The organism is Pedobacter riviphilus, from assembly GCF_014692875.1.
Taxonomy (GTDB): Bacteria; Bacteroidota; Bacteroidia; order Sphingobacteriales; family Sphingobacteriaceae; genus Pedobacter; species Pedobacter riviphilus.
The window spans coordinates 3726936-3753498 of record NZ_CP061171.1 but is presented as its reverse complement, the minus strand read 5'-3'; the positions used below and the strand labels follow the sequence as shown (position 1 = coordinate 3753498).

General features: G+C 37.9%; 19 protein-coding genes. 15 read left to right on the top strand and 4 right to left on the bottom strand.

The features are described 5' to 3' along the window. Positions 1–14 precede the first annotated feature (14 nt). Positions 15–1010: a GTPase ObgE gene (obgE, locus tag H9N25_RS15290; RefSeq protein ID WP_029277724.1), complete on the top strand. Its 996-nt coding sequence runs from the start codon at positions 15–17 to the stop codon at positions 1008–1010. A 334-nt stretch (positions 1011–1344) separates the two neighbouring features. On the opposite strand, the gene H9N25_RS15285 is transcribed toward obgE, so the two are convergent. Together H9N25_RS15285 and H9N25_RS15280 are read right to left on the bottom strand one after the other, a co-directional pair. Then, positions 1345–2091: a YdcF family protein gene (locus tag H9N25_RS15285; protein ID WP_190326455.1), complete on the bottom strand. Its 747-nt coding sequence runs from the start codon at positions 2089–2091 to the stop codon at positions 1345–1347. 82 nt (positions 2092–2173) lie between these two features. Continuing rightward, positions 2174–2539 (bottom strand): YtxH domain-containing protein, encoded by a 366-nt coding sequence (locus tag H9N25_RS15280; RefSeq protein WP_167296817.1) that lies wholly within the window; start codon positions 2537–2539, stop codon positions 2174–2176. A gap of 178 nt (positions 2540–2717) precedes the next feature. On the opposite strand from H9N25_RS15280, the gene H9N25_RS15275 reads away from it, so the two are divergent. From H9N25_RS15275 to H9N25_RS15260, 4 genes are all read left to right on the top strand, one after another. Then, entirely contained in the window at positions 2718–3098 is a 381-nt protein-coding gene (locus tag H9N25_RS15275) for an OsmC family protein (RefSeq protein ID WP_167296816.1), read from the top strand. Positions 3099–3203: 105 nt separating this feature from the next. Beyond that, entirely contained in the window at positions 3204–4457 is a 1254-nt protein-coding gene (locus H9N25_RS15270; protein WP_190326454.1) for a DUF2130 domain-containing protein, read from the top strand. A gap of 137 nt (positions 4458–4594) precedes the next feature. Then, positions 4595–6739 (top strand): glycoside hydrolase family 97 protein, encoded by a 2145-nt coding sequence (locus tag H9N25_RS15265; RefSeq protein ID WP_223833399.1) that lies wholly within the window; start codon positions 4595–4597, stop codon positions 6737–6739. Between the two features lie 255 nt (positions 6740–6994). Further along, a complete protein-coding gene (locus H9N25_RS15260; RefSeq protein WP_190326453.1) occupies positions 6995–7471 on the top strand; it encodes an acyl-CoA thioesterase in 477 nt (158 codons plus the stop codon). 155 nt (positions 7472–7626) lie between these two features. On the opposite strand, the gene H9N25_RS15255 is transcribed toward H9N25_RS15260, so the two are convergent. Both H9N25_RS15255 and H9N25_RS15250 read right to left on the bottom strand, forming a co-directional pair. Continuing rightward, a complete protein-coding gene (locus H9N25_RS15255) occupies positions 7627–9378 on the bottom strand; it encodes a HAMP domain-containing sensor histidine kinase (RefSeq protein ID WP_190326452.1) in 1752 nt (583 codons plus the stop codon). Between the two features lie 762 nt (positions 9379–10140). Continuing rightward, positions 10141–10662, bottom strand: a complete 522-nt coding sequence (locus tag H9N25_RS15250; RefSeq protein WP_190326451.1) for an NADPH-dependent FMN reductase — start codon at positions 10660–10662, stop codon at positions 10141–10143. A 180-nt stretch (positions 10663–10842) separates the two neighbouring features. On the opposite strand from H9N25_RS15250, the gene H9N25_RS15245 reads away from it, so the two are divergent. The 10 genes from H9N25_RS15245 to H9N25_RS15200 all read left to right on the top strand — a co-directional run bounded on the left by H9N25_RS15245 (position 10843) and on the right by H9N25_RS15200 (position 26314). Next, positions 10843–11646, top strand: a complete 804-nt coding sequence (locus H9N25_RS15245) for a ParA family protein (protein WP_167296811.1) — start codon at positions 10843–10845, stop codon at positions 11644–11646. A 7-nt stretch (positions 11647–11653) separates the two neighbouring features. Then, positions 11654–12562: a ParB/RepB/Spo0J family partition protein gene (locus tag H9N25_RS15240; RefSeq protein WP_167296810.1), complete on the top strand. Its 909-nt coding sequence runs from the start codon at positions 11654–11656 to the stop codon at positions 12560–12562. Further along, a complete protein-coding gene (locus H9N25_RS15235) occupies positions 12562–13287 on the top strand; it encodes a DUF5683 domain-containing protein (protein WP_190326450.1) in 726 nt (241 codons plus the stop codon). The genes H9N25_RS15240 and H9N25_RS15235 overlap by 1 nt, the downstream gene beginning before the upstream one ends. A 260-nt stretch (positions 13288–13547) precedes the next feature. Continuing rightward, a complete protein-coding gene (gene dapB, locus H9N25_RS15230; RefSeq protein ID WP_167296808.1) occupies positions 13548–14282 on the top strand; it encodes a 4-hydroxy-tetrahydrodipicolinate reductase in 735 nt (244 codons plus the stop codon). A 24-nt stretch (positions 14283–14306) separates the two neighbouring features. Continuing rightward, complete coding sequence (gene lepB, locus H9N25_RS15225; RefSeq protein WP_190326449.1) at positions 14307–15839, top strand: signal peptidase I; 1533 nt, start codon at positions 14307–14309, stop codon at positions 15837–15839. A gap of 148 nt (positions 15840–15987) precedes the next feature. Further along, the gene (locus H9N25_RS15220) at positions 15988–17178 is read left to right on the top strand and encodes an ROK family protein (protein WP_190326448.1); all 1191 of its coding nucleotides are present in this window, start codon (positions 15988–15990) and stop codon (positions 17176–17178) included. 104 nt (positions 17179–17282) lie between these two features. Next, a complete protein-coding gene (locus tag H9N25_RS15215) occupies positions 17283–20549 on the top strand; it encodes a SusC/RagA family TonB-linked outer membrane protein (protein ID WP_190326447.1) in 3267 nt (1088 codons plus the stop codon). 19 nt (positions 20550–20568) lie between these two features. Beyond that, positions 20569–22161 carry a SusD/RagB family nutrient-binding outer membrane lipoprotein gene (locus H9N25_RS15210; RefSeq protein ID WP_190326446.1) on the top strand — a complete coding sequence of 531 codons (1593 nt, stop codon included), beginning with the start codon at positions 20569–20571 and terminating at the stop codon, positions 22159–22161. A gap of 56 nt (positions 22162–22217) precedes the next feature. Further along, positions 22218–23639, top strand: coding sequence for an alpha-L-fucosidase (locus H9N25_RS15205; protein WP_190326445.1), 1422 nt, complete (start codon positions 22218–22220; stop codon positions 23637–23639). Between the two features lie 2 nt (positions 23640–23641). Continuing rightward, positions 23642–26314, top strand: coding sequence for a glycoside hydrolase family 3 C-terminal domain-containing protein (locus H9N25_RS15200; protein WP_190326444.1), 2673 nt, complete (start codon positions 23642–23644; stop codon positions 26312–26314). Positions 26315–26563 lie beyond the last annotated feature (249 nt).

Here is a 26563-nt window from a genome sequence, read left to right as displayed (position 1 = left end):
TTCAATATTAAAATATGTCACAGGGTTCGAATTTCGTAGATTATGTAAAAATTTGTTGCCGTTCTGGTAAGGGCGGGGCAGGTTCGGCACATTTGCATCGTGATATTTTAACGTCAATGGGTGGCCCTGACGGTGGTGATGGTGGTCGCGGTGGCCACATTATCGTTAAAGGCAGTATTCATATCTGGACATTATTACACCTTAAATACCGTAAGCATATTATTGCAGAAGATGGTGGTGCGGGTGGTAGTTCCCATAAATTCGGTAAGCAAGGTAAGGATGAAATTTTAGAAGTTCCGCTTGGTACCATTGCCAAAGATGCTGAAACCGGAGAAATCCTTTTCGAAATTACCAAAGATGGCGAAACGAAGATTTTAACAGCTGGCGGCCGCGGTGGTTTGGGTAATGCACATTTTAAAAATTCTGTTCAACAAACACCACGTTTTGCACAACCAGGTGAGCAGGGACAAGAGGTTTGGAACATTTTAGAGTTAAAAGTTTTAGCTGATGTTGGTTTGGTTGGCTTCCCAAATGCAGGAAAATCTACTTTACTTTCAGTAGTTTCGGCTGCTAAGCCAGAAATTGCCGATTATCCATTTACTACTATTGTTCCCAATCTGGGTATTGTAAGTTACAGAGGTGGAAAATCTTTTGTAATGGCCGATATCCCTGGAATTATCGAAGGTGCATCAAAAGGTAAAGGTTTAGGTTACCGTTTCCTGCGTCATATCGAGCGTAATTCGGTGCTATTGTTCATGGTTCCGGCCGATACAAGTCGCTCTATCAAAGAAGAATACGAAATTCTTAAAAGTGAATTAGAATCTTACAATCCTGAATTGATGCAAAAACCCCATGTTTTAGCCATTACCAAATCAGATATGCTTGATGAAGAACTGATGGAAGAAATGAAGCAGGACCTGCCAAATATTCCATCTATATTTATTTCGTCAGTAGCTGAAAAAAATATTTTAGAACTGAAGGATATGCTTTGGAAAGCGATTGAAGGATAATAATACTGGTTAATTGTATAATTTGTTTAAATCGGCTAATTGTCAATTTTGGCCGATGAAAAATTTCTCCCGATTTCACTAGCTAGGTTAAATAAACCCGATTGTCGGGAAGAGTTTCCGATCCTTCATCGGAACTCGTACCAAAAGCGGGACAGGATTTGCTAGAAGCGCAGAACCAACCATTTCCTAATTATTAATGTTTTTTCTCTTTAGGAAATGAAAGGGCAACATTTCATAGGGCTTAAATCGGGATGCCCGCTCCTGTCGGGTCTAGTTAACCATGGCTTGTTTACCATAGCCAGGTTACAAGGTTCACGATTAATCAGTTAACCGATTAACCTCTAACACGATCTACAATTAAGCCCATCCATTCTTTAAATAATAATTCCCATGTGCCTAATGCGCTGGCATTTGGGATGATAAAATCTCCTAATTTAAATTCCGTATTTCCTGAAAAATTGGTTGGGTAATATTCAATTTTCTGCTTAGTTTGTTTATCAAAAATTAATTTTGCTCTTGGGATGTGCCAGGCACTGGTAATTACCAGAACTTTAGCTTTAGGGTTCCTTTTTGCGATGAGGGCCAAACTGTACCTGGCATTTTCGATGGTATTTCTGCTTTGGTTTTCAATCAGAATTGCAGAGTCAGGAATACCAATCAATTTTAAGTATTTAATGGCTAAATCGGCTTCTTTTACCTGTCGGTCTATTAAATTTGAATTTCCACTGCTAAGCAATAGCTGTTTAATCTGGCCTTTTTTGTATAGTGCTATGGCTTGGAAAAATCTATCACCTGCCCAATTAAAAGCAATCTCATTATTTCGTTTATTTAAACCCGAAAAACCTCCAAGAATTATTCCAATGTCGTATTTTGCTGCTTTTGGATAGCTGGCTTCGTAACTGTTTATTATTTTTCCAACAATAAAGCCATTAGAGAAGAGGAAGAAAACAATTAAGGCACAGATTAAATATCTTTTTCTTTGTTTAGCTTGTTTTGATGCTATTGCAAAAATCAAAAGCACAAAAATCCACACTATGGGTTTAATAACGAAAATCAAAATCTTCGAGAGGATAAAAATCATATACAGATATTATCCTGTAAAACTAAGAAATTGTTTAACGGAATTAATACATGCCAATAACCTATTAATCTTCTTATATTTTTTATCCTTGCCCTTCCTGTACCTGGCCGTTTTCGTGTGCATTTTCTAAAATCTCTTGCACATCCGAATTACGTTTCTTTGCTACTTTATGTTTAAAGTGTGGCACTTCATGTGCGGTAATATCTTCTTCAATGGCTTCCACACCGAATACCTTTTCTTTTAAAAGGTTATATTTATCCTGGAATCCGTATCTCAGGTTCCTGGCCCCACCTGCAATTTTTCCACGGGTACCTGCACCACTATCAGGGGCAAATAAAATACTAATCACTGCACCTGCCGCCAGGCCAGCCACCAAAGCAAGCGCTACCTGGGCATTATTTTTCGATTTGTGCGTTAAATATTTTCCAATTAACTTTTTGTACTTCATGATCATGTGATTTTATAATGGAACAATTCGCCTGTAATAATGTTTGATGTTTTTTGCTTTAGGGAACAGCGGCAATAGTTTTTTGCTAAAGTAGCTTCATTCATTTTTAAAAAAAGACCAGACTTTTACCTAAGTTTAAAGTTAAAGCACAATATTTGGGATACTAAAATTAATTTACATGGTAAAAGCAACAATAAACAAGGAGCATTATGCGTGTTCGGTAAGCAACGGTTCTCATGATATTATAGTAGACGAACCTTTAGAACTAGGCGGAACACATAAAGGTTTTGCCCCTAAAGGATTATTAATGGCTTCTTTAGCATCGTGTGTAGCCATTACCCTAAGAATGTATGCCGATAGAAAAGCATGGCCTATTGATAAGATTGAGGTAGAAGTAAACATTGATACCGAAAATGGAGAAACTATATTTTTTGAAGAAATTGTATGTACTGGAATACTGACCGAAGAACAAAAAATCAGACTGGAAGAAATTGCGGCAAAATGCCCGGTAAGCAAAATTTTGGCCGCTGGTCACGAAATTAGGTCGAAAGTACTTTAATGATAATGGTGTAAAACTCGTTTGTACATTCATAAAAAGCTTTAATATCTTTACCAATAAAAAACCTTGGCGTGCTTTGCGCCTTGGTGGCCAAAATAATAATCAATGCCTACCGAAATAAAATGCCCCAACTGTGCCCATGTTTTTCCGATGGAAGAAGCCATGGCCGAAGATTATAAGAAAGAGTTACGTGAGAAAGCGGCTGCTTATGCAAGGCAGAAAGATGAAGAATATCAACGTAAGCTGCAGGTTTTTGAGTCTGAAAAACAGCAGCAGCTGAAAGCTTTTGAGGCTAAACTTGCCGAAGAGAAAGCCAAGCTTAAAGATAATCTGGAGGAAAACTTGCGTAAAAGTATTTCGGCTGATTTTGAAACTAAACTGCAAATACTGGAAGGTAATGCGAAAGATAATGCTGAAAAACTAAAGTTAGCCCGTGAAAAAGAGCTGGAATTTTTACGCCGTGAAGAAAGTCTTAAAGTGAAGGAAGAAGAAATGGAACTTGCTTTTCAACGTAAAATGCAAGAACAGCGTAATGAGCTGGTAGAACAGATCCGTAAACAAGAGGCAGAAAAGAATAGCATTAAAGATACTGAACATCAATTACGTTTAAAGGAATTAGAAAAACAGCTCGACGACCAGAAAAAATTGGCCGAAGAGATGAAACGCAAAGCCGAGCAGGGTAGTATGCAATTGCAGGGCGAGGTGCAGGAGTTGATCTTGGAAGAATTGCTCCGTAGCAATTATCCTTTCGATTTAATTGAAGAAGTTGGCAAAGGTGTGCGTGGGGCAGATTGTGTACAGGTAGTGCGTAATCAATTTGGGCAGGAATGCGGTAAAATTATTTACGAAAGTAAGCGTACCAAAGATTTTGGTGGCGACTGGATCGAAAAACTGAAGAAAGATATGCGCAGTATGGGCATTGATGTAGCAGTAATTGTAAGTCAGTGTTATCCAAAGGGCATGGATTGTTTCGGGCAGCGTGATGGGGTTTGGATCTGTTCTTTCGAAGAAGTAAATGCTGTAGCCTACGTGCTGCGCGAAGGTATTTTGCGTTTGGCAGGTGCAGTAAAATCGCAGGAAAACCGCGGCGAAAAAATGCACATGTTATACGATTATTTAATGGGGGCAGAGTTTTCTGAGCAATGGAAAGCTATAAGAGAAGGTTTTATGAGTATGAAACTATCCATACAACGAGAACGTGATGCGATGGAACGTTTATGGAAAGCACGTGAAAAACAATTGGAGAAAGTGTTGTTAAACGCCACGCATATCCGTGGTTCAATAGAGGGTATTGCAGGTAGCGATAGTGTGCAGTTGAGCTTAACCGATGAGGATGATGATACCTTGCTTTTAGAATAATTTATTTTCGTTCAGCCCCCGCAGGTTTCCAAAACCTGCGGGGCTGAACAATTTTTTTAACCGGATTAATATCTGAACTAACCAAAACCTGCAAGTTCTAATATATTTAATAGTAACAACAAAAAATAAATGATAACATGAATAAGAAACCTAACCAATCCTTTAACCGCTCTAAAATCCTTGCTTTAATATGCGCTTTGCTATTTTTTGGGGATGCTTTCGGGAACGTTCCCGAAGAGAATTTGAAATCGCCGGATGGCAATCTGATAGCCAGTTTTGCTTTGGCTGATGGTGGTGTGCCAACTTATAGCTTAAAGTATAAGGGCAAAGATGTAATTAAAACGAGTAAATTAGGTTTGGAACTTAAAGACGGCAAATCTTTAATGGACGGTTTCTCCATCACCGATACCAAAACCAGCACCTTTAACGAAACCTGGAAACCAGTTTGGGGCGAGGTTAAAGAAGTCGTAAACCATTATAACGAACTGGCTGTAACCCTAACCCAAAAAGAAACGAACCGTTATATTGTTGTCCGCCTGCGTTTATTTAACGATGGTTTGGGCTTTAGGTATGAATTTCCGGAGCAGAAAAACTTAGATTATTTTGTAATCAAAGAAGAGAAAACCCAGTTTGCCTTAGCTGGCGACCATAAAGCATTTTGGCTTCCAGGCGATTATGATACACAGGAATACAGCACAGTGACTTCAAATTTGTCAGAAGTTCGTGGCAAAATGAAAGCCGCTATAACGCCAAATGCATCGCAAACTACTTTTTCGCCAACAGGCTTACAAACACCTTTGATGATGAAGAGTAAAGATGGTTTGTACATTAATATCCATGAAGCAGCACTCATCAACTACTCTTTAATGTCGTTAAACCTTGATGATAAAAACATGGTTTTAGAATCTTGGTTAACGCCTGATGCAGTTGGTGATAAAGGTTATATGCAGGCGCCATGTTTATCGCCTTGGAGAACCATTATTGTAAGCGATAAAGCTGCTGATATCTTGACCTCAAAATTAACCTATAATTTAAACGAACCAACCAAATTTAAAGATGTATCGTGGATAAAACCAACCAAATACGTTGGCGTTTGGTGGGAAATGATTACCGGAAAAAGTACCTGGGCCTATAACGATTTAACTAGTGTACAATTGGGTGTAACCGATTATGCCAAAACAAAACCGAACGGAAAACACGCTGCAAATACCGCACACGTAAAAGAATACATCGATTTTGCCGCTAAAAATGGTTTAGATGCGGTTTTGGTTGAAGGCTGGAACGAGGGTTGGGAAGACTGGTTTGGTAAAACAAAAGATTATGTGTTTGACTTTGTAACGCCTTACCCTGATTTTGATGTAAAAGAACTGCACCGATATGCGGCAAGTAAGGGCATAAAAATGATTATGCACCACGAAACTTCTTCGTCGGTACGTAATTATGAGCGTCATTTAGATACAGCGTATAAATTTATGAAAGCCAATGGTTACGATGCTGTTAAAAGTGGTTATGTAGGCAACATGATTCCAAGGGGAGAACATCACTATGGACAATGGTTAAACAATCATTACCTATATGCCATCCAAAAAGCAGCTGAATATAAAATTATGGTGAATGCACATGAGGCTGTTCGCCCTACTGGCTTAGCACGTACCTATCCAAATTTAATCGGAAACGAATCGGCTAGGGGAACTGAATATGAAGCATTTGGTGGCAATAATGCAGATCATACCACCATTTTACCATTTACCCGTTTAATTGGCGGGCCGATGGATTATACCCCAGGTATTTTCGAAACTAAAGTGAGTGTTTATAATCCCGAAAATACTTCATTTGTGCACAGTACCTTAGCTCGCCAGTTGGCACTTTATGTAACAATGTATAGTCCTTTACAAATGGCTGCCGATTTGCCAGAAACTTATAACAAGTATATGGATGCTTTTCAGTTTATTAAAGATGTTGCTGTAGATTGGGATGATACCAAAGTTTTAGAAGCAGAGCCTGGTGATTACATCACTTTTGCACGTAAAGCCAAGGGCAAAAACAACTGGTTTGTTGGCCGTACCAATGATGAGGTGGCGCGGACATCTAAAATCGATTTTAACTTCTTGGACCCTGGTAAAAAATATACGGCAACTATTTATGCTGACGCTAAGGATGCAAATTATGAAACCAATCCAAAAGCTTATACCATACGCAAAATGGAAGTAACCAATAAAACTAAATTGACTCAATATTGCGCACCGGGTGGAGGATATGCAATTAGTATTATAGCGAAATAATTTAATCAATTGGTGTCGGTTGTTACCAACTGACACCAAGTTATCTATCAGTCGGGGCATTTTCTCTCTCCGTTAGTCATACTGAATTTATTTCAGTATCCATCATGTTGGTCAGATCCTGAGATGAACTTAGGATGGCGATAGATAGGAGAGTTCTTTCCCAAACAGATCATAACAGCTGATCGTATGAAAATATCTTATTTTATAATATCTTAGCAAAGACATTAAAGCCAAGCAATTTCAACAATTATTACCATGCCCAGAACCAAAAACCATATCGAACTTCAATTTCTAAGCGAACCTTCTGATGTTAACTATGGAGGTAAGGTACATGGTGGCATGATGATGAAGTGGATTGATCAGGCTGCTTTTGCCTGTGCCTTACAGTGGAGCCAAAGTTATTGTGTAACCGTTTATGTTGGTGGTATCAGATTTTTTCACCCGGTTCATATCGGTCATTTGGTTAAAATGGATGCGCGCATTATTTATACGGGTAAAACCAGTATGCATATTGCTGTTGATGCTTTTTCTAAACCAGTAGGGCAAACCGATTTTGTTAAGAACACACACTGTATTATTGTTTTTGTTGCAGTAGATGACGATGGACAACCGAAGGCGATTCCAGCTTTTAAGCCAAAAAGCGAAAAAGAAATTGCCATGCATGGCTATGCCATTAAATTAATGGAATTGCGTAAAAGTATTGATAAGGAAATGGAGCCTTATATTGTGTAGGCGTTTGGCGTTACCGTTTTCTATCGTCCATTTCCCACCTTACTTATTTTCTCCGCGCTCACTGTGGTCAGTCTTCGACTCTACTCAGACAGGGACACTTCACTCTGCGTCTTTTTGCCAAAAACTTAGCATTCTTTGCGGTAAAATAGCGAAACTTAAACGACAACAGGTAAACTAAAACAAAACTTGCTCCCTTCACCAATGGCACTAATTACCCATATTTTTCCATTTTCGGCTTCGATAAAATCTTTAGAAATGGCGAGGCCTAATCCCGAGCCCGATTTATTCTGTCCATCGGTTGGTACTTGAAAATACCTGTCGAATAATCTTTTTTGGTACTTTTCCTCAATGCCTTTTCCAAAATCGCGGACAGAGAATTCAATAAAATTGTCTTTTTGCAAAACATCGATAATTACTTTCGATTTTTCGGAACTGTATCGTAAAGCATTAGATAAGAAGTTAACCAGTACCCAGGCGGTTTTCTGTATATCGGCATTCACATTCGGTAAGTTCTGATTGCAGTTAAGTACCAGTTGAATTGATTTTTGTTCAGCCTGAAACTTAACGGCATCAATTGCATAGTGCACAATTTCTTCGGGTTTGGTGATGGCAAAAGTGAGCTTTAAATTACCGGTTTCTACCTGCGAGAGATCTAAAAGCTCACTGGTAATTTTTAGCAGCCTGTCGCTATCTTCTTTGATGTGATTGAGCAGCTCATGTTGTTCTTCGTTCATAGTGCCCACACGCTCATCGTTAAGCAATTTCAAGCTCATTTTGATGGATGATAGGGGTGTTTTTAACTCGTGCGAAACCGTTGCGATAAAATTTGTTTTGGCTTCATCGAGCTCTTTAAATTGCGTAATATTTTTTAACGTGTAAACGCTTCCGGCAGATTTAGAAGAAACAATTAATGTGTTTTCATCCTGCTCTTCATAATTTGGGATGATGATTTCGCGATTTTCCAACAGGAAATAAGATTCTTTATCATCAGCATAAATTTTTAAGGTATTATCATCTGTTTCGGGTTTAATGATCCGTTTAAGTAACTCGTTTTTTTGCATGAGCTCGGCCACGTTCTGACCAATAACCTTATCTTCATCCAGGTTCATTAGTTTTGCAGCCAGATGATTTAGAAAAAGTACCTCTCCTTTTTCATTTAGGCCGATTATGGCATCCTGCATTTGCGCAATAATGGCTTCAATACGCGACTTTTCAGATTTAATTTTAGATAAGTTGCTGTTTTCCCATTCATTTAATTTAACCACCATTCCGTTAAAGGAGTTTGCCAGTTCTGTAAACTCATCCTCGTTTTCGAAATGTAAGCGTTGTTTATAATTTTTACGGCTGATCTGCTTAATAGCCGCACTAAATTCGGCAAGGGGGTTAGCTACAAAACCCGGGAAGTTTACAATGAAGGTAAAGAGAATAATAAAACTCAAGGTAGCCGCAATTATGATGTAGAGATTTGCCCTCGATGAGGTTTTGTTAGCCAATTCATTTTTATCATAAATGGCCTTCATATTCAATTCTTCTATATTTCGCAGCGCTATACGTAAATTTTTGATGCTATTTTCTTTAATGGCCAACGATTGTGAGTTGTTCAGCACGTTAAAAGCTACTTCTAATTTCTGGAAAGCCATCTTTTCGCCGGGTTCGGTAATGTTTAACCCTTCATTTTTTAGGTTTTCGGTAAATATTGTTAGTGGCGTACGGCTTAATGGAAACTGGTTCAGGTCGATTACATTGCGCATGGCAGCAACATATTTCAATGATTTGTAATTGTCTTTAAGAATTACCTTCGATTTATCGGAAAGCTCATTTAAGTAAAAGAGCGCAATTAATCCGAAGGATAAAACGATGATAAAGAGAAAGCCGAATCCGAGGCGGAGCTTGGTTTTTATTTTCATGACTTTTTAGTTTAACTGCAAAGGGCGGAGAGATTTTCGCAAAGTAATGTAAAGCAATTTCTCTCTTTTTTGTGATAAAAATAGGTTATAATTAAATTTGTTTCCTGATTAACTAAATTATATAACAAAGGTTAAATAAATAGCATCTGTTTAGCCTATAGTCAATAGCTATGCCAGTAGATTGAATTGTTATTTAAGTTGTTGTTTTTTAGGTTTATAGGGTATTTTTGTAATTATGTTAAGCAAAAAAAACCTTTTCATTTTGGAAGGGTTTTTATCAAAATGAAATTGTGATTTTTTAGAGTTCAAAGTGCTGTTTTGTGTTTCTAAACCTGATTGACGTGGAAAGCCCACAGCGCAGCAAGGACTTGCAACAGAAAGCAGGAGTGACGCTAATATGAAACACAGGCTTTGCTTTTCAAAAGAAGAATAGCGTTTTATTTTTTTTGAAGACAGCAGCTGTCCGCTTTACTGCGTGTCGCTTCCATCAAGTTTAGGTGGCCCGTCTGGTAATAATATTTGGGTTGCAGAGCGCAGAAAATGAAAATTAATCTTAAAAAAAGATTTTAAGGTCACGGCAGTTCCTTTGTTTTTAAACCTGGTTGAAGCGGGTACCGGCCTGTGATTAAGGCCTGCAGGTGTATGAGCGGAAGACAGGGACAAACCTACCTATGGAGCACAGGTTTTGCTTTCCGAAAGCAAAGAAGTTTTTGTAGAAATGAATTTTTTAGGAAAGTAGATTTGGAAGTATTTAGCGTAAGATTAGAATTTGATAAATTTTTCTATCTGCTCGTTGGTAAACTTGATAGTATCCGGATGATTGAAATTGCCTTCGGCATCTAACTCTGTTTTAATACTAGGAATATGCAAACGTAAGGGTAAAATATGGAGGTGGATATAATGGCAAACGCCTGTAAAATGATCTACCCCGCGGATATTGCCATATTTACCAGAAGAAATTCCAACTAAAGCAGCCTTTTTATCATAAAAACTATCAGGGAAATTACTGGCATCTATTAACACTTTTAGTACACCTGGGTAGCTTCCATTGTATTCTGGCATGATAAACAAAAACTTTTCGGTGTTATTGATCATGTTCTGGATTTCTTGAAAAGCTTCCGATCTTTTGCCATACATATCCGTATTCAAAACATCTATAGGCAGGTGCTCCAGGCTGAACAAATTGGCATCGACTCCTTTTTCTTTTAGTTGCCTTTGGTAATATTTAGCAACTTTTAGCGTATTGCTATTGGGCCTGTTGGTAGCGGCTATAATTGTGATCATGGATAATTGTTAATAAGATGTGTAAAACCCAAATACGCTTCTTGCTAAAATTGCCATATAGTTTGTATCTTAGCTGATTGTGAAAAAGGCCGTAAACAACGCAAAAATAGAACTTTTTGCCAATTAAAACGCATAAATAACACAGCCCAAATAAACGTTAAGTAAATTTCGGATACATAGATGAGCAAAATTATTGCATTAGCAAATCAAAAAGGTGGTGTTGGTAAAACAACTTCATCTATAAACCTGGCTGCGAGTTTGGCCGTACTAGAATATAAAACTTTACTGGTAGATGCTGATCCTCAGGCAAATTCGACTTCAGGTATCGGTTTCGACCCCCGGAACATTAAAGATAGTATTTACGAGTGTATCATTAATGACATTGATCCTTTATTGGCCATCCAAAAAACGGATACACCGAATTTAGATTTATTACCTGCCCACATTGATCTGGTTGGTGCAGAAATTGAGATGATTAACCTGAACAACCGTGAGTATAAAATGAAAGCGGTTTTAGAGAAAATCAAAGATCAGTATGATTTTATCATTATCGATTGTTCACCGTCTTTAGGTTTAATCACCATTAATGCTTTAACAGCTGCCGATTCGGTTATTATTCCTGTTCAGTGTGAGTATTTTGCACTAGAAGGTTTGGGTAAGTTGTTAAACACCATAAAAATCGTTCAGAACCGTTTAAACCCTAATCTGGAAATTGAAGGTATTTTACTTACCATGTACGATGTACGTTTGCGTTTATCGAACCAGGTGGTAGAAGAGGTGAAAACACATTTCCACGAACTGGTTTTCGATACCATTATTCAGCGTAATACACGTTTAAGTGAAGCGCCTAGTTATGGCGTTTCGGTAATTATGCATGATGCGAATTGTAAAGGTGCCATTAACTACCTTAACCTTGCCCGCGAAATTGTAAAGAAAAACGGCCTTTTAAAGGAAGAAGAAAACATAGGAACAGCAACTTTATAAATTATAGATGACATCTTTTCAGCGAAAAACAGGTTTAGGAAGAGGGTTAAGTGCGCTTTTAGATGATAGCGAATCTGCTCATCCGCCGAAGCAGCAGGTAAATGCTGTTAGCGAAACCGAGCAGATTGGCAATATCAGTCACGTAAGTTTAACTGAAGTTGAAACCAATCCGTACCAGCCCCGTACCGAATTTGACCAGGTAGCTTTAAACGAGCTTGCCGATTCGATAAAAGTACAAGGTTTAATACAACCCATTACAGTTAGAAAACTAGCTGCAAATAAATACCAGCTCATTTCGGGCGAGCGTAGGTTCAGGGCTTCGAAACTAGCTGGCTTAACACAGATTCCTGCTTACATCCGTAGTGCCAACGACCAGCAGATGTTGGAAATGGCCTTGATCGAAAATATTCAGCGAGAAAATTTAAATGCCATTGAAGTGGCGTTGAGTTTCCAGCGGATGATTGATGAGGTAGGCTTAAAACAAGAACAATTAGGCGAACGTGTAGGTAAAAACCGTACCACGGTTACCAATTACCTGCGTTTGTTAAAACTTCCGCCAGCTATTCAGGCCTCCATCCGCGATCAGAAAATTAGCATGGGGCACGCAAGAGCCTTAATTAATGTTGATGGTGTTGACAAACAATTGTTTATTCACCAGGAAATTTTAGAAAAAGGATTATCTGTACGTAAGGTAGAGGAGCTTGTGCGCAATCTGCAACATGTACCTTTAAAAGCTAGCGAAAAATCGAAAGAAAAAGCTGTTTCTTTTCAATATCAAAAATTGCAGGATGATTTGGCTTCTAAATTTGCTACCCGCGTAAAGTTAAAAGTTAGCCAGAACGGTAAAGGAGCAATAGAAATTCCCTTTATGAGCGATGACGACTTAAACCGAATTTTAGAGTTATTAGACTGGTAATGCAAAAGACTAAGCTTTTAATACTGGTTGCTGCATTTACATTTTTTCTTGTAAACTTAGCCTCGGCACAGGTTAAGGATACGGTATTAAAACCTGTTGATACTTCGAAAATTAAATTATCTAAATCGTTAGATACTGCGGCTAAAAAACCGATGACCAGAAAGGATTCGATGAAAGCCAAATACGTTAATCCAGGTAAGATTGCTGGTAGAAAAGCTGTTTTTAGATCGATGATAATACCAGGCTGGGGCCAATTGTACAATATGCAGTTGCTTAACGATGGTTATGGTACAAGAGCAGGAAAAAGCCAGTTTTTTCAAAAGTTATATACCGGTGGCAAAATTGCGGCTATTTATGGTGGTGTAACTGTACTTACCATGTCGTACATCGAAAGTAGCAAACAATACAATTTAGCATTAACAGAATTGCAGTATCGCGACTCGCATAGCGATCAGCCTGATCCTAACGGCCCTTTTGGTAGCCGTTATTCTACTTCAGGTATAACCCAGCGTAAAGATACCTACAGAAGAAATAAACAGATTGTATTGTTCTCTTACGGCTTGGTTTATTTCGCCAATATAGTAGACGCCTATGTTGCAGCACGATTACATTTCTTCAATATTGATGATAACCTTTCTTTTAAGGTAATGCCATCCATGATTAATACCAATTCGATGTATGGTTTCAATGCAACGCCTGCGTTAAAATTATCACTAACATTTTAATACAGAAAACCATCATGATACTTAATATAGGATAAGCAATTGAAATCGTGATGATTTGCTAATTAACGGCGAAGGTTAAGGACAAAAAGTAACAAAAAATAAGAATAGAAACTGAAAAATATAAACAGATGAAACCATCATAGTTTTTCAAACTACAATGTGATGAATAAATGGCTCAAGCCTTCTTGAACACCGTTAAAAATATCTACATTGGTGAAAAATCTGATCGCTTTATCACAATTAAAACTAAAAATAAACAGATGAAACTTGCGCTTTTAGGATATGGTAAAATGGGGCAGATTATCGAGAAATTTGCTGTGGAACGTGGCCACGAAATTGTTTTAAAAATAACGATCGATAATCAGGAAGATTTAACCAGACAAAATTTAAAATCGGCTGATGTGGCTATCGATTTTAGCACACCTGATTCGGTTTTAAAAAATATCGACGCCTGTTTTGATGCTAATGTGCCAATAGTAGTAGGTACAACCGGTTGGTACGGCAAACTTCAAGAAGTGAAAAACGATTGCAACAGCAGTAACAATACATTGCTTTATGGGTCTAACTTTAGTATTGGCGTAAATTTATTCTTTAAGCTTAATCAAACTTTGGCCAAGCTGATGAATAATTATCCTGCCTACGAAGTTCAGGTTGAAGAAATTCACCATACACAAAAACTGGATGCACCAAGTGGTACAGCCATTACTCTTGCAGAAGGGATTGTAGACAACCTGGACAGAAAACAAGAGTGGTTAAACGAAGTGGTAGGAACTGATGTTGAATTGTTTCCGAAAGCAGAACAATTACTGATAGAATCGCATAGGATAGAAAATATTCCAGGTACACACACTGTAATTTACAGTAGCGAGGTAGATGAAATAGAAATTAAACACACTGCGCATAATAGGGCTGGTTTTGCTTTAGGTGCGGTTGTGGCGGCAGAATGGTTGAAAGATAAAAAAGGATTTTTCAGCATTACTGATATTTTTGAATAGAACTAAACATATACATTTAAATAAATGGAATTAGCACATCTTTTTGGGGTATTAATTTTTTTAGCTCCGGTAGTAATTTTACAATATATAGGTCTTTGGAAACTTTTCGAAAAGGCGGGTAAACCTGGTTGGGAAGCGTTAGTGCCAATTTATAGTTTTTGGGTAATGTTAAAAATAACAGGAAGACCAGCTTGGTGGGTTATTCTTTACTTTATTCCCGTTGTTAACTTTTTTGTTGCTATAGGTGTAACTATAGATTTTGTAAAGTGTTTTGGTAAGTTCAAATTTTGGGAGCATGCTGCAACTGTTATCCTTTCATTCGTTGTTTTGCCATTATGGGGATTTGATAAAGGTGTAAAATATTTGGGCGAGTCTGCGACCGAAGAATTTAAGCAACAACACAAATATATTAAATCAAAAAATCGTGAATGGGCTGATGCAATTATTTTTGCCGTGGTGGCAGCAACCATGATTAGGGTATTCTTTATTGAAGCTTACACTATTCCATCTGGTTCGATGGAAAGGTCTTTGCTTATTGGCGATTTCCTTTTTGTAAGTAAGGTTAATTACGGTGCACGTATCCCGATGACTCCGATTGCTTTTCCTTTTGCTCACCATACAATGCCTTTAACCACCTCTACCAAAGCTTATTGGGATGGTGTGCAGTGGAAATATCACCGTTTACCGGGTTTATCTAAAATTAAGAGAAACGATGTTGTGGTATTCAACTTTCCCGAAGGAGATACGGTTGCCGTAGAAAACCAGGCAGAAAGTTATTATGCTTTAGAACGCAGTATGGGCCGGCAGCAGGTGAGAAGCACATTTACGATAATAGACCGCCCGGTAGATAAGCGGGAGAACTTTATTAAAAGATGTATTGGTATTCCGGGCGATGTAATTTCGATGAGCAGTGGTATTGCCAATGTAAATGGCAAAAATGAGCCTTTAAAAAATACAGGTATGATGCCATATCGCATCGAGTTTAAAACCATGGACTTTAATTATGCCGCACTTGATGAGTTTAACTTAAATTTAGGTGGAACACCACCTATTGCCGATAAGACCTATGTTGTAGATGCATCGCCAGAAATTGCCGATAAATTAAAAGCATTTGATTTTGTAAAATCAGTTACCTTAAGTCCTGATGCACCGGGGCCGGTTCAAGGCGGTGTTTTTCCAAACGATCCAAACAGAGCTTGGAACAGGGATAACTTCGGGCCGATTAAAATTCCTTCAAAAGGATGGACGGTTAAAATCGATAGCAATACCATGCCGCTGTATTATAGGGCAATTAGAACTTACGAAGGAAATAAAGTAGAGCAAAAAGCGGGTGTTTGGTATATTAATGATAAACCGGCTACTTCTTATACCTTTAAAATGGACTACTATTGGATGATGGGCGATAACCGCCACAATTCCGCTGATTCGCGCTATTGGGGTTTTGTACCCGAAGACCACATTGTAGGTAAAGCCTTATTTGTTTGGATGAGTTGGGATAGTACTGCATCTTTCTTGCATAAAATAAGATGGAGCAGGTTGTTTATGGGTATTCATTAATAAAATATAATTCTTTAAAAAGGGCGGATAATCAAAGATTATTCGCCCTTTTTGTTTACGGTCGATTGATAATTAACTTTTAAAAAAAATTAAAAAGTATTATGATGTTTTAAAAATATTTTTTAAGTTTGGACTGTAATCAAATATCATGTCTGTAATTGTAGAGAAAAATCAGCGCCTTAGGGCTGGTATTATTAAGCATTTATACTATAAGAAATCGCTATCACTTACAGATTTGAGTAAGCTGACGCAAAAGAGCTTGCCTTTGGTTACCGCTGTGGTTAATAATTTGATAACTGAAGGCTATATTATAGAAGAGGGTTTCGCGCCATCAACAGGTGGCAGAAGGGCTGCAATGTTCTTGATCAATCCAAATTTGAAAAAATATATTGTAGCCATTGCAATGGATCAGTTAACATCTAGGTTAACCATTTACGACCTCTCAAGAACAATGGTTACACCAATTCGGACTTTAGAGTTTGAGCTGTCATCAAAGGAAAGCAATATTGGCGACCTTGTAAATTTCATCAACACCAGTATCGATCAATCTGAAATCAACAGGACAGATATTTTAGGGGTTGGTATTGGTATGCCAGGTTTTGTTAATGCTGATGAAGGAATTAATCACTCTTTTCTTAAAGTTAAAGAAGGAACAACCTTACAAAATTATCTTTCTTCTAAAATCAATTTACCTGTATATATAGATAACGATTCTAGTTTGATTGCGCTGGCCGAATTAAATTTCGGAGAAGCTGTTAATTTAAAAGATGTAATGGTGGTTAATATTGGCTGGGGAACGGGCTTGGGAATGATTGTAAATGGTAAATTATACCGGGGCAGTAGTGGCAGTGCAGGTGAGTTTAGTCACATCCCACTTTCGAACAGTGACAATTTGTGTTCTTGTGGCAGAAGAGGCTGTTTAGAGGTTGATACTTCCTTATTGGTAATGGCTAAGCGGGCGGAAGAAGCAATTGCAGGAGGTGCTGAATCGAGCATGAAAAAACTGTTTGAAGACAAAAGTAAACACCCTGCTGATCATTTCTTATACGCTGTAAGTCAGCAAGATCCTGTAGCCATATCAGTATTGGCTAAAGCTATTTTTCAACTGGGCAAAGGAGTAGCCACATTAATCCATCTTTTAAACCCTCAGTGTATTGTTTTAAGTGGAAGAGGGGCTAAGGTAGGTAAAATGCTTTTGCCGCCAATCCAACAAGCTATCCATGAGTTTTGTATTCCCCGAATAGCAGAACAAACCAAAATAAAACTCTCTACCCTGACGGATGAAGCTGAATTATTGGCTGCTGGAAGTTTGATAGTAGAGTATAATCAATTTGACTAAAGAGATTCTTAAACATAAAACAAATACATATGCAAAAATAAAAAATCAACTTACTAAGTCTCGCACTACCTTAAACTTATTTTAAACTAACTAAACTAAAAATTATGAAAAAGACATACTTAAAGTGCTTAAGTATGCTGTTATTGTGTTTTTTAACAATAACAGTTTTTGCACAGAAGAATATTACCGGTACGGTAAAAGACGCGTCAGGTCCTCTTCCTGGTGTAAGCGTATCTGTTAAAGGAACTGCAAAAGTAACTCAAACAGATGGCAGTGGAAAATTCTCTATATCAGTAAGTCCTAACGAAACTTTGGTATTTACTGCAATAGGTTACGCTAAACAAGAAATTAGCATAAACGATCAAACATCAATAAATGTAATCTTAAAAGAAAGTTCTAATCAGCTTGATGAAGTTAACGTAGTAACAACTGCATTGGGGATTAAGCGCCAGGAAAAATCTCTTGGTTACGCAGTAAGTACGGTAACGGCTAAACAGCTAACAGAGGCTGGTAACACCAACTTTGCATCGGCATTATATGGTAAAGCTGCAGGTGTTAAAATTACAACAGCTCCGGGTGGTGCTAGTAGTGCTGTAAATGTTCAGATTAGGGGTATTAACTCTATTAACTACAATCAACAACCTTTATATGTGGTGGATGGGGTGATGATCAGAAACGATGGACAAAATGGTGCTGCTGGTGCGAATAACAACAACTATTGGGATGATCAACGTGTACGTGGTAATGGTATCTTGGATATTAACCCTGCAGATATCGAAAGTTTAACCGTATTAAAAGGAGCAAGTGCATCTGCGCTTTATGGCTCTGATGCAGCAAGTGGAGTTGTAGTAATTACAACAAAAAAAGGTTCAAAGAACAGAGGTTTAGGAGTTGATTTTAACTACCAAGGTTCTATTGATCAGGTTGCTTTCTTGCCTAATTTTCAAAACACTTATGGCCCGGGTTATGATAGAGAAACTAACGTAGCAAACGGTGCAACTGAAGAAGGCTGGATCGCAGATGCAGGTTCTCCAAGTGGTTTCAGACCGTATTTCAGAGCTTATGCGAATTTTGGTCCTAAAATGGAAGGCCAACAAGTAAGATGGTGGGATGGTTCAATTCGTTCATACTCTCCTCAACCAAATAACTACAGAGATGTATACCAAAATGGATATACTTCTAATGCAAACGTTGCAATTTCTAATCAGACAGAAGGCGTTAACTATCGCTTCTCTGCTTCTCGTTTAGATTATAAAGGTACTCAACCGGGAAATACCGGTGCTAAAAATACCTTTAACTTAAATTCTACAATTAAACTTGCACCAAAATTATCTGCAGATGTGATCGTGAGTTATGTAAATACCATTACCAAAAACAGACCTTATCAATTAGGCCAGGTTTTAGGTTCATTTGGTGGGTTTTTCAGCCGTGCGGAAGATATGAGCTTGATGAAAGAAAGATTCCAAACGAGTAATGGTTACAAATATGCTACTTTTGATCAAACTGCTCGCCCTGAACCATTCCTTTTCAATATCAGAGCTACTAATTTGTTGGATTTCTATTGGCAACAATTGAAAAACCAATATGACGAAAATGAAAACAGATTGTTATCTAGTTTCACTTTAAACTATGATGTAGCTAAAAATTTAAAACTAAGAGGTCGTATTGGTAATGATTATACCAGTGCTAAAACAGAGAATCGTCAATTTACTGAAATTCCTACAGCTTTAAACGGTAACACAAGTACAGGTTCTTATACTACAACTCAGGGACAATATTCAGTACTTTATGGAGATGCGTTATTAACTTATTCTAATAAAATCGGCAAAGATTTTGGTTTATCTGTAAGTGGTGGTTACCAAGGTAGAAAAGAGACTTACAAAGACTTAAAATCTAATACCAGAGATGGATTAGTTACAGAGAACTTTTTTGCTTTATCCAACTCATTTGGCGTTGCTGAAACTTCTGAAACGCGTAAAGAGCAACTTAAATACGCTTACTTAGGGATTATGAACTTAAGCTATAAAGATTTCTTATTTGCAGAAGGTACAGCCAGACAAGAATATGTTTCTACTCTTCCTCCAGGAAACAATCAATACTCTTATTATTCAGTAAACAGTGGTTTTGTATTTAGTGATCTTTGGAAATTACCAAAATTCTGGAGTTATGGTAAACTGAGAGCTTCTTATGGTGTGGTAGGTAATGCCCCTCCAATTTATGAAGCTAATGTTTCTTATACTCAAACTTCGCAACAAACGATTAACGGTTCAGTACCTACATTAGTTCCTGCAAGAGCTTATGGTAACCTAGGTTTAATGCCAGAAAAGAAACATGAAGCCGAGTTTGGCTTAGAAACTAGATTCTTAAATGGAAGATTGGGTTTGGATGTTAGTTATTATGACAACAAGATCAAAAACCAAATTTTACCATTGGAAGTAAGTTCTACAAATGGCGCTCAAAGTCAAATTGTAAACGTTGGAGAAATTGGTAATAAGGGTTTCGAGATTGCCTTAAATGCCACCCCAGTTTCTGGGAAATTTAGATGGGATACGCGTTTAAACTTTTCAACCAATAAATCAAAAGTAAATTCATTAAAAGATGCCAATTCAGAGATCAATTTCTATTCTTCAGATCAAGCTACAGCTAAAATCGTGGCCAGAGCTGGAGAAGAATTGGGTAATATTTATATCCGTCCTAGAAAAACGGATGCGAATGGCAATTACTTAATCAGTGATGATGGTTACTATGTAATGGATAACTCTGTTTATGTTAAGGCAGGAAACATCATGCCGAAAGCAGTTGGAGGTTTCTCTAATACTTTTAGCTATGGAAACTTTGCATTAGATGTTACCATCGACTATCGTTTCGGTGGTAAAATGATTGCTCCTAATTTGAAATACATGCGCGGTGCAGGTATGTTAGAGAATTCAATGGAGTTTAGAGATGCGGCTAACGGCGGTTTAAGTTATACTAGTAATGGTAAAACCTACAACGATGGTGTAGTTTTGAAAGGTGTAAATCAAACCACTGGATTGCCAAATACTAAGGTGCTTTCTGCTGCTGATTATTACTTAACTACATATAACTGGGGTGAAGGTTCATTAACCGAAGCAGAGATTTTTGATAACGATTACATCAAGATGAGAGAGGTTGTATTGAGCTATAAAATTCCAGCTTCTTTCACTAAAAAACTGAAAATTTCCAATTTAAGATTTTCATTGATCGGACGTAACTTGTTTTACATCCACAGAACTTTGAAAGATCTAGATCCAGAGGCACCGCTTGGAAACAAATGGTGGTCGCAAGGTGTAGATGTGGGCTCAACAGCTGCATCTAGAAACTTTGGATTCTCATTAAATGCAAATTTTTAGTCAAAACAAATAAGATATTATGAAAAAGTTAATCATAAAAGCAAGTTTTCTTTTATTGTCGCTAACAACAGTGCTTGGTTGCAAAAAAGATATTGATGAAAAATTTAACAATCCGGAAAAGGTTTTAGACCCGAACTTGCCAGGATTGTTTACAGCCATGCTAAACAATGATCGCGTAGCTGCTAAATATTGGAATGTGCGTACTTTCTTAAGCCAAATGCCGGGAGTTTATGCGCAGACCACTTATATCTCAAATGGAAATACCATTTATCAGCAAAGCGATAGTTATTCACAACAATATTGGGATGATTTTTACAGCACTGGTGGAAATGGGAGTGGCCCGTTAACAATCTATAGAGTAATGGAAGGAAAGTATAGTTCTCTTTCTGCAGCAGATCAAGCTAGTCAGAAAATTATTATGCAGGCGGCCAAAGTAGTTTTATTAGAACAGGCTGCTAAAATGGTAGATTTGTGGGGTGATATCCCTTATTCAGCCGCAGGTAGCTTACCAACAAACAGTACAATTAGTAATCCTAAATATGATGAGCAAAAGGCATTATATACTTCTTTTATTGCTGATTTAGATGCTGCTGCTACTTTTTTTAAATCTGCTACTACTACGGCAGCATTTGCTAAATCTGATATTCTTCTTAAAGGAGATGTTAGCAAGTGGACCCGCTATGCTAACTCTTTAAGGTTAAGATTATTAATGCGTATTTCAAAAACAGATGAAGCGACTGCAAAAACTGCTGTTTTACAAATGTTAGGTAACCAAACTGCATATCCACTGGTAGATGGAGGTAATATTGGTACTTATAACCCAGGTAACTCAGATGTGTTATTACAGCCTTTAACAAATAGTACAAGTGATTTGCATGATGCATTTTTTGAAGGTAGCTGGTATGCTACTGATTATATGCTAAATACCGTTTTGTTACCAGCAAATGATCCACGTATTCCTGTATTATATGATAAATTCGGTCGTACAGTAGCAGGTAAGTTTGTCCAGAATGCTACTTATAGAGCTATGCCAGTAACTTTTACAACCGCGCAGCAAGAATCAAGCTTTGCTGATTATTCAGTATTAGATTCAGCAACATTTGTTTTCAACCAAAAACTTCCTGGAATTTTAATCACAGCATCAGAGGTTAACTTATTAAAAGCAGAAGCATTTGAGCGTTGGGGAAGTACAACCGATGCAAAAACGGCATATGATGTTGCTTTAAGACAATCTGTTGCTTTCTATTACTACCTTAATAATTTAAATCAAGGTGCTTATGTTAAATTAGAAGCTCCGGCTGCTGCAACAGTAGATACTTGGGTAAACGCTTCTACTGCAGCATATACTGGTGCTTCAACAGATAAATTAACAAAAATTTACACTCAAAAATGGGTACACTTTGGTGTTCTACAATCAACAGAGGCATGGTCGGAGTATAGAAGAACTGGTTTCCCTGTATTAACATTCCCTACAAACGGAAAACAAGTAGGTTATGAGACCCCTCCAACAAGATTGGTTTATCCAGCAAAGGAGAAAACTTTAAATAGTACAAATTATCAAGCTGTAGTAGCTAAAGATACCCGCAAAACTAAAATATTCTGGATGCCTTAATCCTTTTCAAATTAAATCCCGGTAGTTTCTGCCGGGATTTTTAATTATATTAAAATATGAAATTACCTGGCCTTTTAATTGCCTTTATCTGTTGCGTCAATATCGCTTTCGCACAGCGAAACGATATCCTCAAAGAATCAACCAAATATGAATGGCCCAAAGATGAAGCAGTAAAAAAGAAATTAGAATACTGGCAAGACCAAAAGTTTGGAATGATTATCCATTGGGGTTTATATGCTGTTCCTGGAATTATTGAATCTTGGTCAATCTGTTCGGAAGACTGGATTGACAGAGACAGTACAATAAAGTACAATGATTACAAGAAATGGTATTGGGGATTAAATGAAAAGTTTAACCCAACAAAATTTAACCCCGAGCAATGGGCAAAGGCCGGTAAAGATGCTGGAATGAAATACCTGGTTTTTACCACCAAACATCATGACGGCTTTGCTATGTTCGATACTAAACAATCTGATTTTAGCATTGCAAAAGGTCCATTTGCCAACAACCCTAAAAAAGATGTTGCTAAATATGTATTCGATGCTTTTCGGAAGCAGAATTTTATGATCGGTGCTTATTTTTCAAAGCCCGACTGGCATTCGCAATACTATTGGTGGGATAAATATGCCACTGCAGATAGAAATAACAACTACGACATCAGAAAGAATCCATGGCGGTGGAATATGTTCAAAAGCTATACTCAGAACCAGATTGGCGAGTTGATGAACAATTACGGAAGCATCGATATTTTGTGGTTAGATGGCGGTTGGGTAAGGCCTTTAGCATCGGTAAATGAAGAAGTACTTTCATGGGGAGCACCTATTCCAGCGTGGAGCCAGGATATTGATATGCCAAAGATTGCCGCTGACGCCCGGAAAGCACAGCCTGGGTTAATTATGGTCGACCGTACCGTACATGGTCAGTTCGAAAATTACCAGACTCCTGAACAGAAAATCCCCGAAAAACAATTGGATTATCCTTGGGAGAGCTGTATGACCTTAGGCGGCGCATGGGGATTTGTCCCTAATGATCAATATAAACCTGCAGCTGAAGTAGTGCACAAACTGGTAGAAATTGTAGCCAAAGGCGGAAGTTTGTTATTGGGTGTTGGTCCGAAAGCAGATGGAACTTTACCTGATGATGTAATTAAAAAATTAGAAGAAATTGGGCATTGGACCTCAAAAAATGGTGCTGCCATTTATGGAACGCGCATCACCAAAAACTATCATGACGGGCAAAACTGGTTTACCCAGAGTAAAGATGGCAAAACCATTTATGGTATCAGTTTGCTTGATCGTAACCTGCCTAAAGAAATTTCCTGGCAGGGAAGTATTCCTAAAAAAGGGACTTTTATTACACTGTTAAGTAATAAGCAAAAAGTAAAATGGAAGCTGATAAATGGCAAAGTACATTTTGATTTTCCAAAAACCGAGGAGAAAATTGCTTTGACTTTTTCTTTTACGCCCGAAACCAATTAGTAATGCTGAAACAGAGAAGATATCTACATTTATTGCCTGCATTGTTTTTATGCAGCAGCCTTTTTGCTCAGGTTAAAAAAGGACAATCTTTGCCCTATAAAAATCCAAAATTAAATATTGATTTAAGGGTAAAAGACCTGATTTCGAGAATGACTCCTGAAGAGAAATTCTGGCAGTTATTTATGATTCCGGGTGATGTAACCGAAACAAATAAAGAACAGTTTAAGCACGGTATTTTTGGTTTGCAAGTAAGTGCGGCTGCACAAGGAAGTGGCAATGCACAACAGATGTTAACCTACAATACCTCTGAAGATGGACTTTCTCTTGCTAAAAAGGTTAATAAAATTCAAAAATACTTTATTGAAGAAACCCGTTTGGGCATTCCAATTATTCCATTTGATGAGGCTTTACATGGATTGGTTAGGCAGGGCGCTACAGCTTTTCCACAATCAATCGGTTTAGCTGCAAGTTTTGATACTCTTTTAGTGGCCAAGATTGGCACGGCTATCGCTAAGGAAGCAAGGGCCCGTGGTTTGAGAGATCTTCTGGCTCCTGTAATTAATATGGCTACAGATATAAGATGGGGCAGGGTAGAAGAAACCTATGGAGAAGACCCTTATCTCACAACTGTGCTGGGCCATGCTTTTATGAATGCCATAGAAAGGCAGAATATCATCGTTACCCCAAAACATTTTATTGCCAATGTTGGCGATGGCGGTCGGGATAGCTACCCGATTGAGATGGATAAACATTTTTTAGAAGAAATTCACTTTCCAGCATTTAAAGACGGGGTTAAAAACATTGGCATCCGTTCATTAATGACTTCCTATAACAGTGTTTTTGGCTCTCCGGCAACTTCAAATAAATGGCTACTTACTACTAAACTGAAAACAGAATGGGGCTTTAAAGGTTTCGTAATTTCTGATGCAGGCGCGGTTGGAGGTGCCAATGTATTACATTTTACAGCTAAGGATTATAAAGATGCCACGGCACAATCAATTAACGCAGGCCTTGATGTAATCTTCCAGGTAGATTATAACCATTACAAACTTTTTCTTCCTGCATTTTTAGATGGCAGCATTCCAAAATCGAGAATAGATGATGCATTGGCAAGGGTTCTGAAAGCTAAATTCGAGCTGGGCCTGTTTGAGCATCCTTATGTAGATGAAAGTATTGCCGAAAAGATGTTGAACGATCAAAGTAATCGCAATCTGGCCAAAGAGGCCGCTTTAAAATCTTTCGTGCTCCTAAAAAACGATAACAATATACTTCCGCTAAAAAATGCAAAACAAATTTTATTGTTAGGTGAAGATGCAATAGAAGCCAGGTTAGGTGGATATAGCGGTACTGGAAATAATAAAATAAATATTTTGGATGGGCTAAAAAATGCAGTATCCAATGATGTTAAAATCAACTATTTAAAAGGCAGTACCCGAGAGCTTCAATCTTATATTTCGGTAGATAGCCAGTTTCTTTCTGTCAACCAAAAGGCAGGGTTAACCGGAAGTTATTTTAAAGGGCTATACCTCTCCGGAAAACCTGTTAAAGAAGTAAATGAAAAGGCTGTTAATTTCAGTTGGACATTATACCCGCCAGATGAGCAGCTGCAGCTGGATGATTATTCGGTGCGGTGGGATGGTAAAATTAAAGTGCCACAAAATGCTGATGTTAATATCGGATTGGAGGGAAACGATGGTTACCGATTATACCTCGATAACCAATTAATGATCGATAATTGGGACAAAAAGTCTTTTAGTACCAAAACAGTTCCTTTTCATTTCGAGAAAAATAAGGAGCATGCAATTAAAATCGAGTTTTTCGAGCCTAAGGGCAACGGTAAAATCAAATTGATCTGGGATTATGGCATCACGAAATCCAACGAAATAACTGATGCAGTAGCTGCAGCGAAGAATAACGACGCAATCGTATTTGTTGCGGGTATAAAAGAGGGGGAATTTTTAGATCGGGCAATGTTAAATCTTCCGGGCAACCAGGAATTGTTGTTGGAAGAACTTGCGAAAACTGGAAAACCTATTATCGTTGTATTAACTGGTGGAAGCGCCATCAATATGCAGCCCTGGTTAAATAAAGTAAATGCGGTTTTAAATGTGTGGTACCCTGGCGAAGCAGGCGGTAGCGCCGTTGCTGATGTATTGCTTGGAAAAGTAAATCCATCGGGTAAACTTCCAATTACTTACCCGATTGACGAATCGCAGTTACCCCTGGTTTACAACCACAAACCTACCGGAAGGGGCGATGATTACAACAACTTAAGTGGCGAACCGCTTTTTCCGTTTGGGTATGGATTAAGTTATACCAACTTTTCTTACCAAAATTTGAAGTTTGACCGCAAAAGTATTGCTAAAAATGAAACCGCTAACTTAAGCTTCGAACTTAAAAATACAGGCAATTATGATGGTGAAGAAGTGGTGCAGCTGTACATGAGGCCGCTTTTAAGCAAACTAGCGCAGCCTGTTCTTGCATTGAGAGCTTTCCAAAGAGTACGTTTAAAAGTCGGTGAAACAAAGGTCATTTCATTCAAACTGGATAAAGAGGTGCTTCAAACACTAAATATCAATAATGTTTGGGAAGTGGCTCCAGGCGAATATAGAATGATGATTGGATCATCAAGCAAAACACTTTATCTAAAAGATAATTTAACTGTTAAACCTTAAAAATACACCCCTTATGGTTGGGTATAAACCATATCGAGTAATAGTTGCCGCAGATTCTGGTTAAATCTGCGGCTTTTTTATGTGCGTTCTCTTGATTCCGTCCTCCTGAATTTATTTCAGGATCTAATCTCAAAGAGTTAAATTGTCATTCTCCTGTCCGTAGAGCCCTTCGGAACTCTACGGACAGATTGGGTTTTTAAAGTAAAAAAGAGAATTACCCGCCCAGCTTTGCGAGCGCCTTTATCTCCG

What these genes read in the sequence shown, in the direction of transcription:
- lepB (WP_190326449.1), top strand. Translation starts at nt 14,307, where the DNA reads ATGGAATTAGCACATCTTTTTGGGGTATTAATTTTTTTAGCTCCGGTA.
- H9N25_RS15205 (WP_190326445.1), top strand. Translation starts at nt 22,218, where the DNA reads ATGAAATTACCTGGCCTTTTAATTGCCTTTATCTGTTGCGTCAATATC.
- H9N25_RS15245 (WP_167296811.1), top strand. Translation starts at nt 10,843, where the DNA reads ATGAGCAAAATTATTGCATTAGCAAATCAAAAAGGTGGTGTTGGTAAA.
- H9N25_RS15240 (WP_167296810.1), top strand. Translation starts at nt 11,654, where the DNA reads ATGACATCTTTTCAGCGAAAAACAGGTTTAGGAAGAGGGTTAAGTGCG.
- H9N25_RS15260 (WP_190326453.1), top strand. Translation starts at nt 6,995, where the DNA reads ATGCCCAGAACCAAAAACCATATCGAACTTCAATTTCTAAGCGAACCT.
- H9N25_RS15200 (WP_190326444.1), top strand. Translation starts at nt 23,642, where the DNA reads ATGCTGAAACAGAGAAGATATCTACATTTATTGCCTGCATTGTTTTTA.
- H9N25_RS15280 (WP_167296817.1), bottom strand. Translation starts at nt 2,539, where the DNA reads ATGAAGTACAAAAAGTTAATTGGAAAATATTTAACGCACAAATCGAAA.
- obgE (WP_029277724.1), top strand. Translation starts at nt 15, where the DNA reads ATGTCACAGGGTTCGAATTTCGTAGATTATGTAAAAATTTGTTGCCGT.
- dapB (WP_167296808.1), top strand. Translation starts at nt 13,548, where the DNA reads ATGAAACTTGCGCTTTTAGGATATGGTAAAATGGGGCAGATTATCGAG.
- H9N25_RS15265 (WP_223833399.1), top strand. Translation starts at nt 4,595, where the DNA reads ATGAATAAGAAACCTAACCAATCCTTTAACCGCTCTAAAATCCTTGCT.
- H9N25_RS15275 (WP_167296816.1), top strand. Translation starts at nt 2,718, where the DNA reads ATGGTAAAAGCAACAATAAACAAGGAGCATTATGCGTGTTCGGTAAGC.
- H9N25_RS15215 (WP_190326447.1), top strand. Translation starts at nt 17,283, where the DNA reads ATGAAAAAGACATACTTAAAGTGCTTAAGTATGCTGTTATTGTGTTTT.
- H9N25_RS15235 (WP_190326450.1), top strand. Translation starts at nt 12,562, where the DNA reads ATGCAAAAGACTAAGCTTTTAATACTGGTTGCTGCATTTACATTTTTT.
- H9N25_RS15220 (WP_190326448.1), top strand. Translation starts at nt 15,988, where the DNA reads ATGTCTGTAATTGTAGAGAAAAATCAGCGCCTTAGGGCTGGTATTATT.
- H9N25_RS15210 (WP_190326446.1), top strand. Translation starts at nt 20,569, where the DNA reads ATGAAAAAGTTAATCATAAAAGCAAGTTTTCTTTTATTGTCGCTAACA.
- H9N25_RS15270 (WP_190326454.1), top strand. Translation starts at nt 3,204, where the DNA reads ATGCCTACCGAAATAAAATGCCCCAACTGTGCCCATGTTTTTCCGATG.
- H9N25_RS15250 (WP_190326451.1), bottom strand. Translation starts at nt 10,662, where the DNA reads ATGATCACAATTATAGCCGCTACCAACAGGCCCAATAGCAATACGCTA.
- H9N25_RS15255 (WP_190326452.1), bottom strand. Translation starts at nt 9,378, where the DNA reads ATGAAAATAAAAACCAAGCTCCGCCTCGGATTCGGCTTTCTCTTTATC.
- H9N25_RS15285 (WP_190326455.1), bottom strand. Translation starts at nt 2,091, where the DNA reads ATGATTTTTATCCTCTCGAAGATTTTGATTTTCGTTATTAAACCCATA.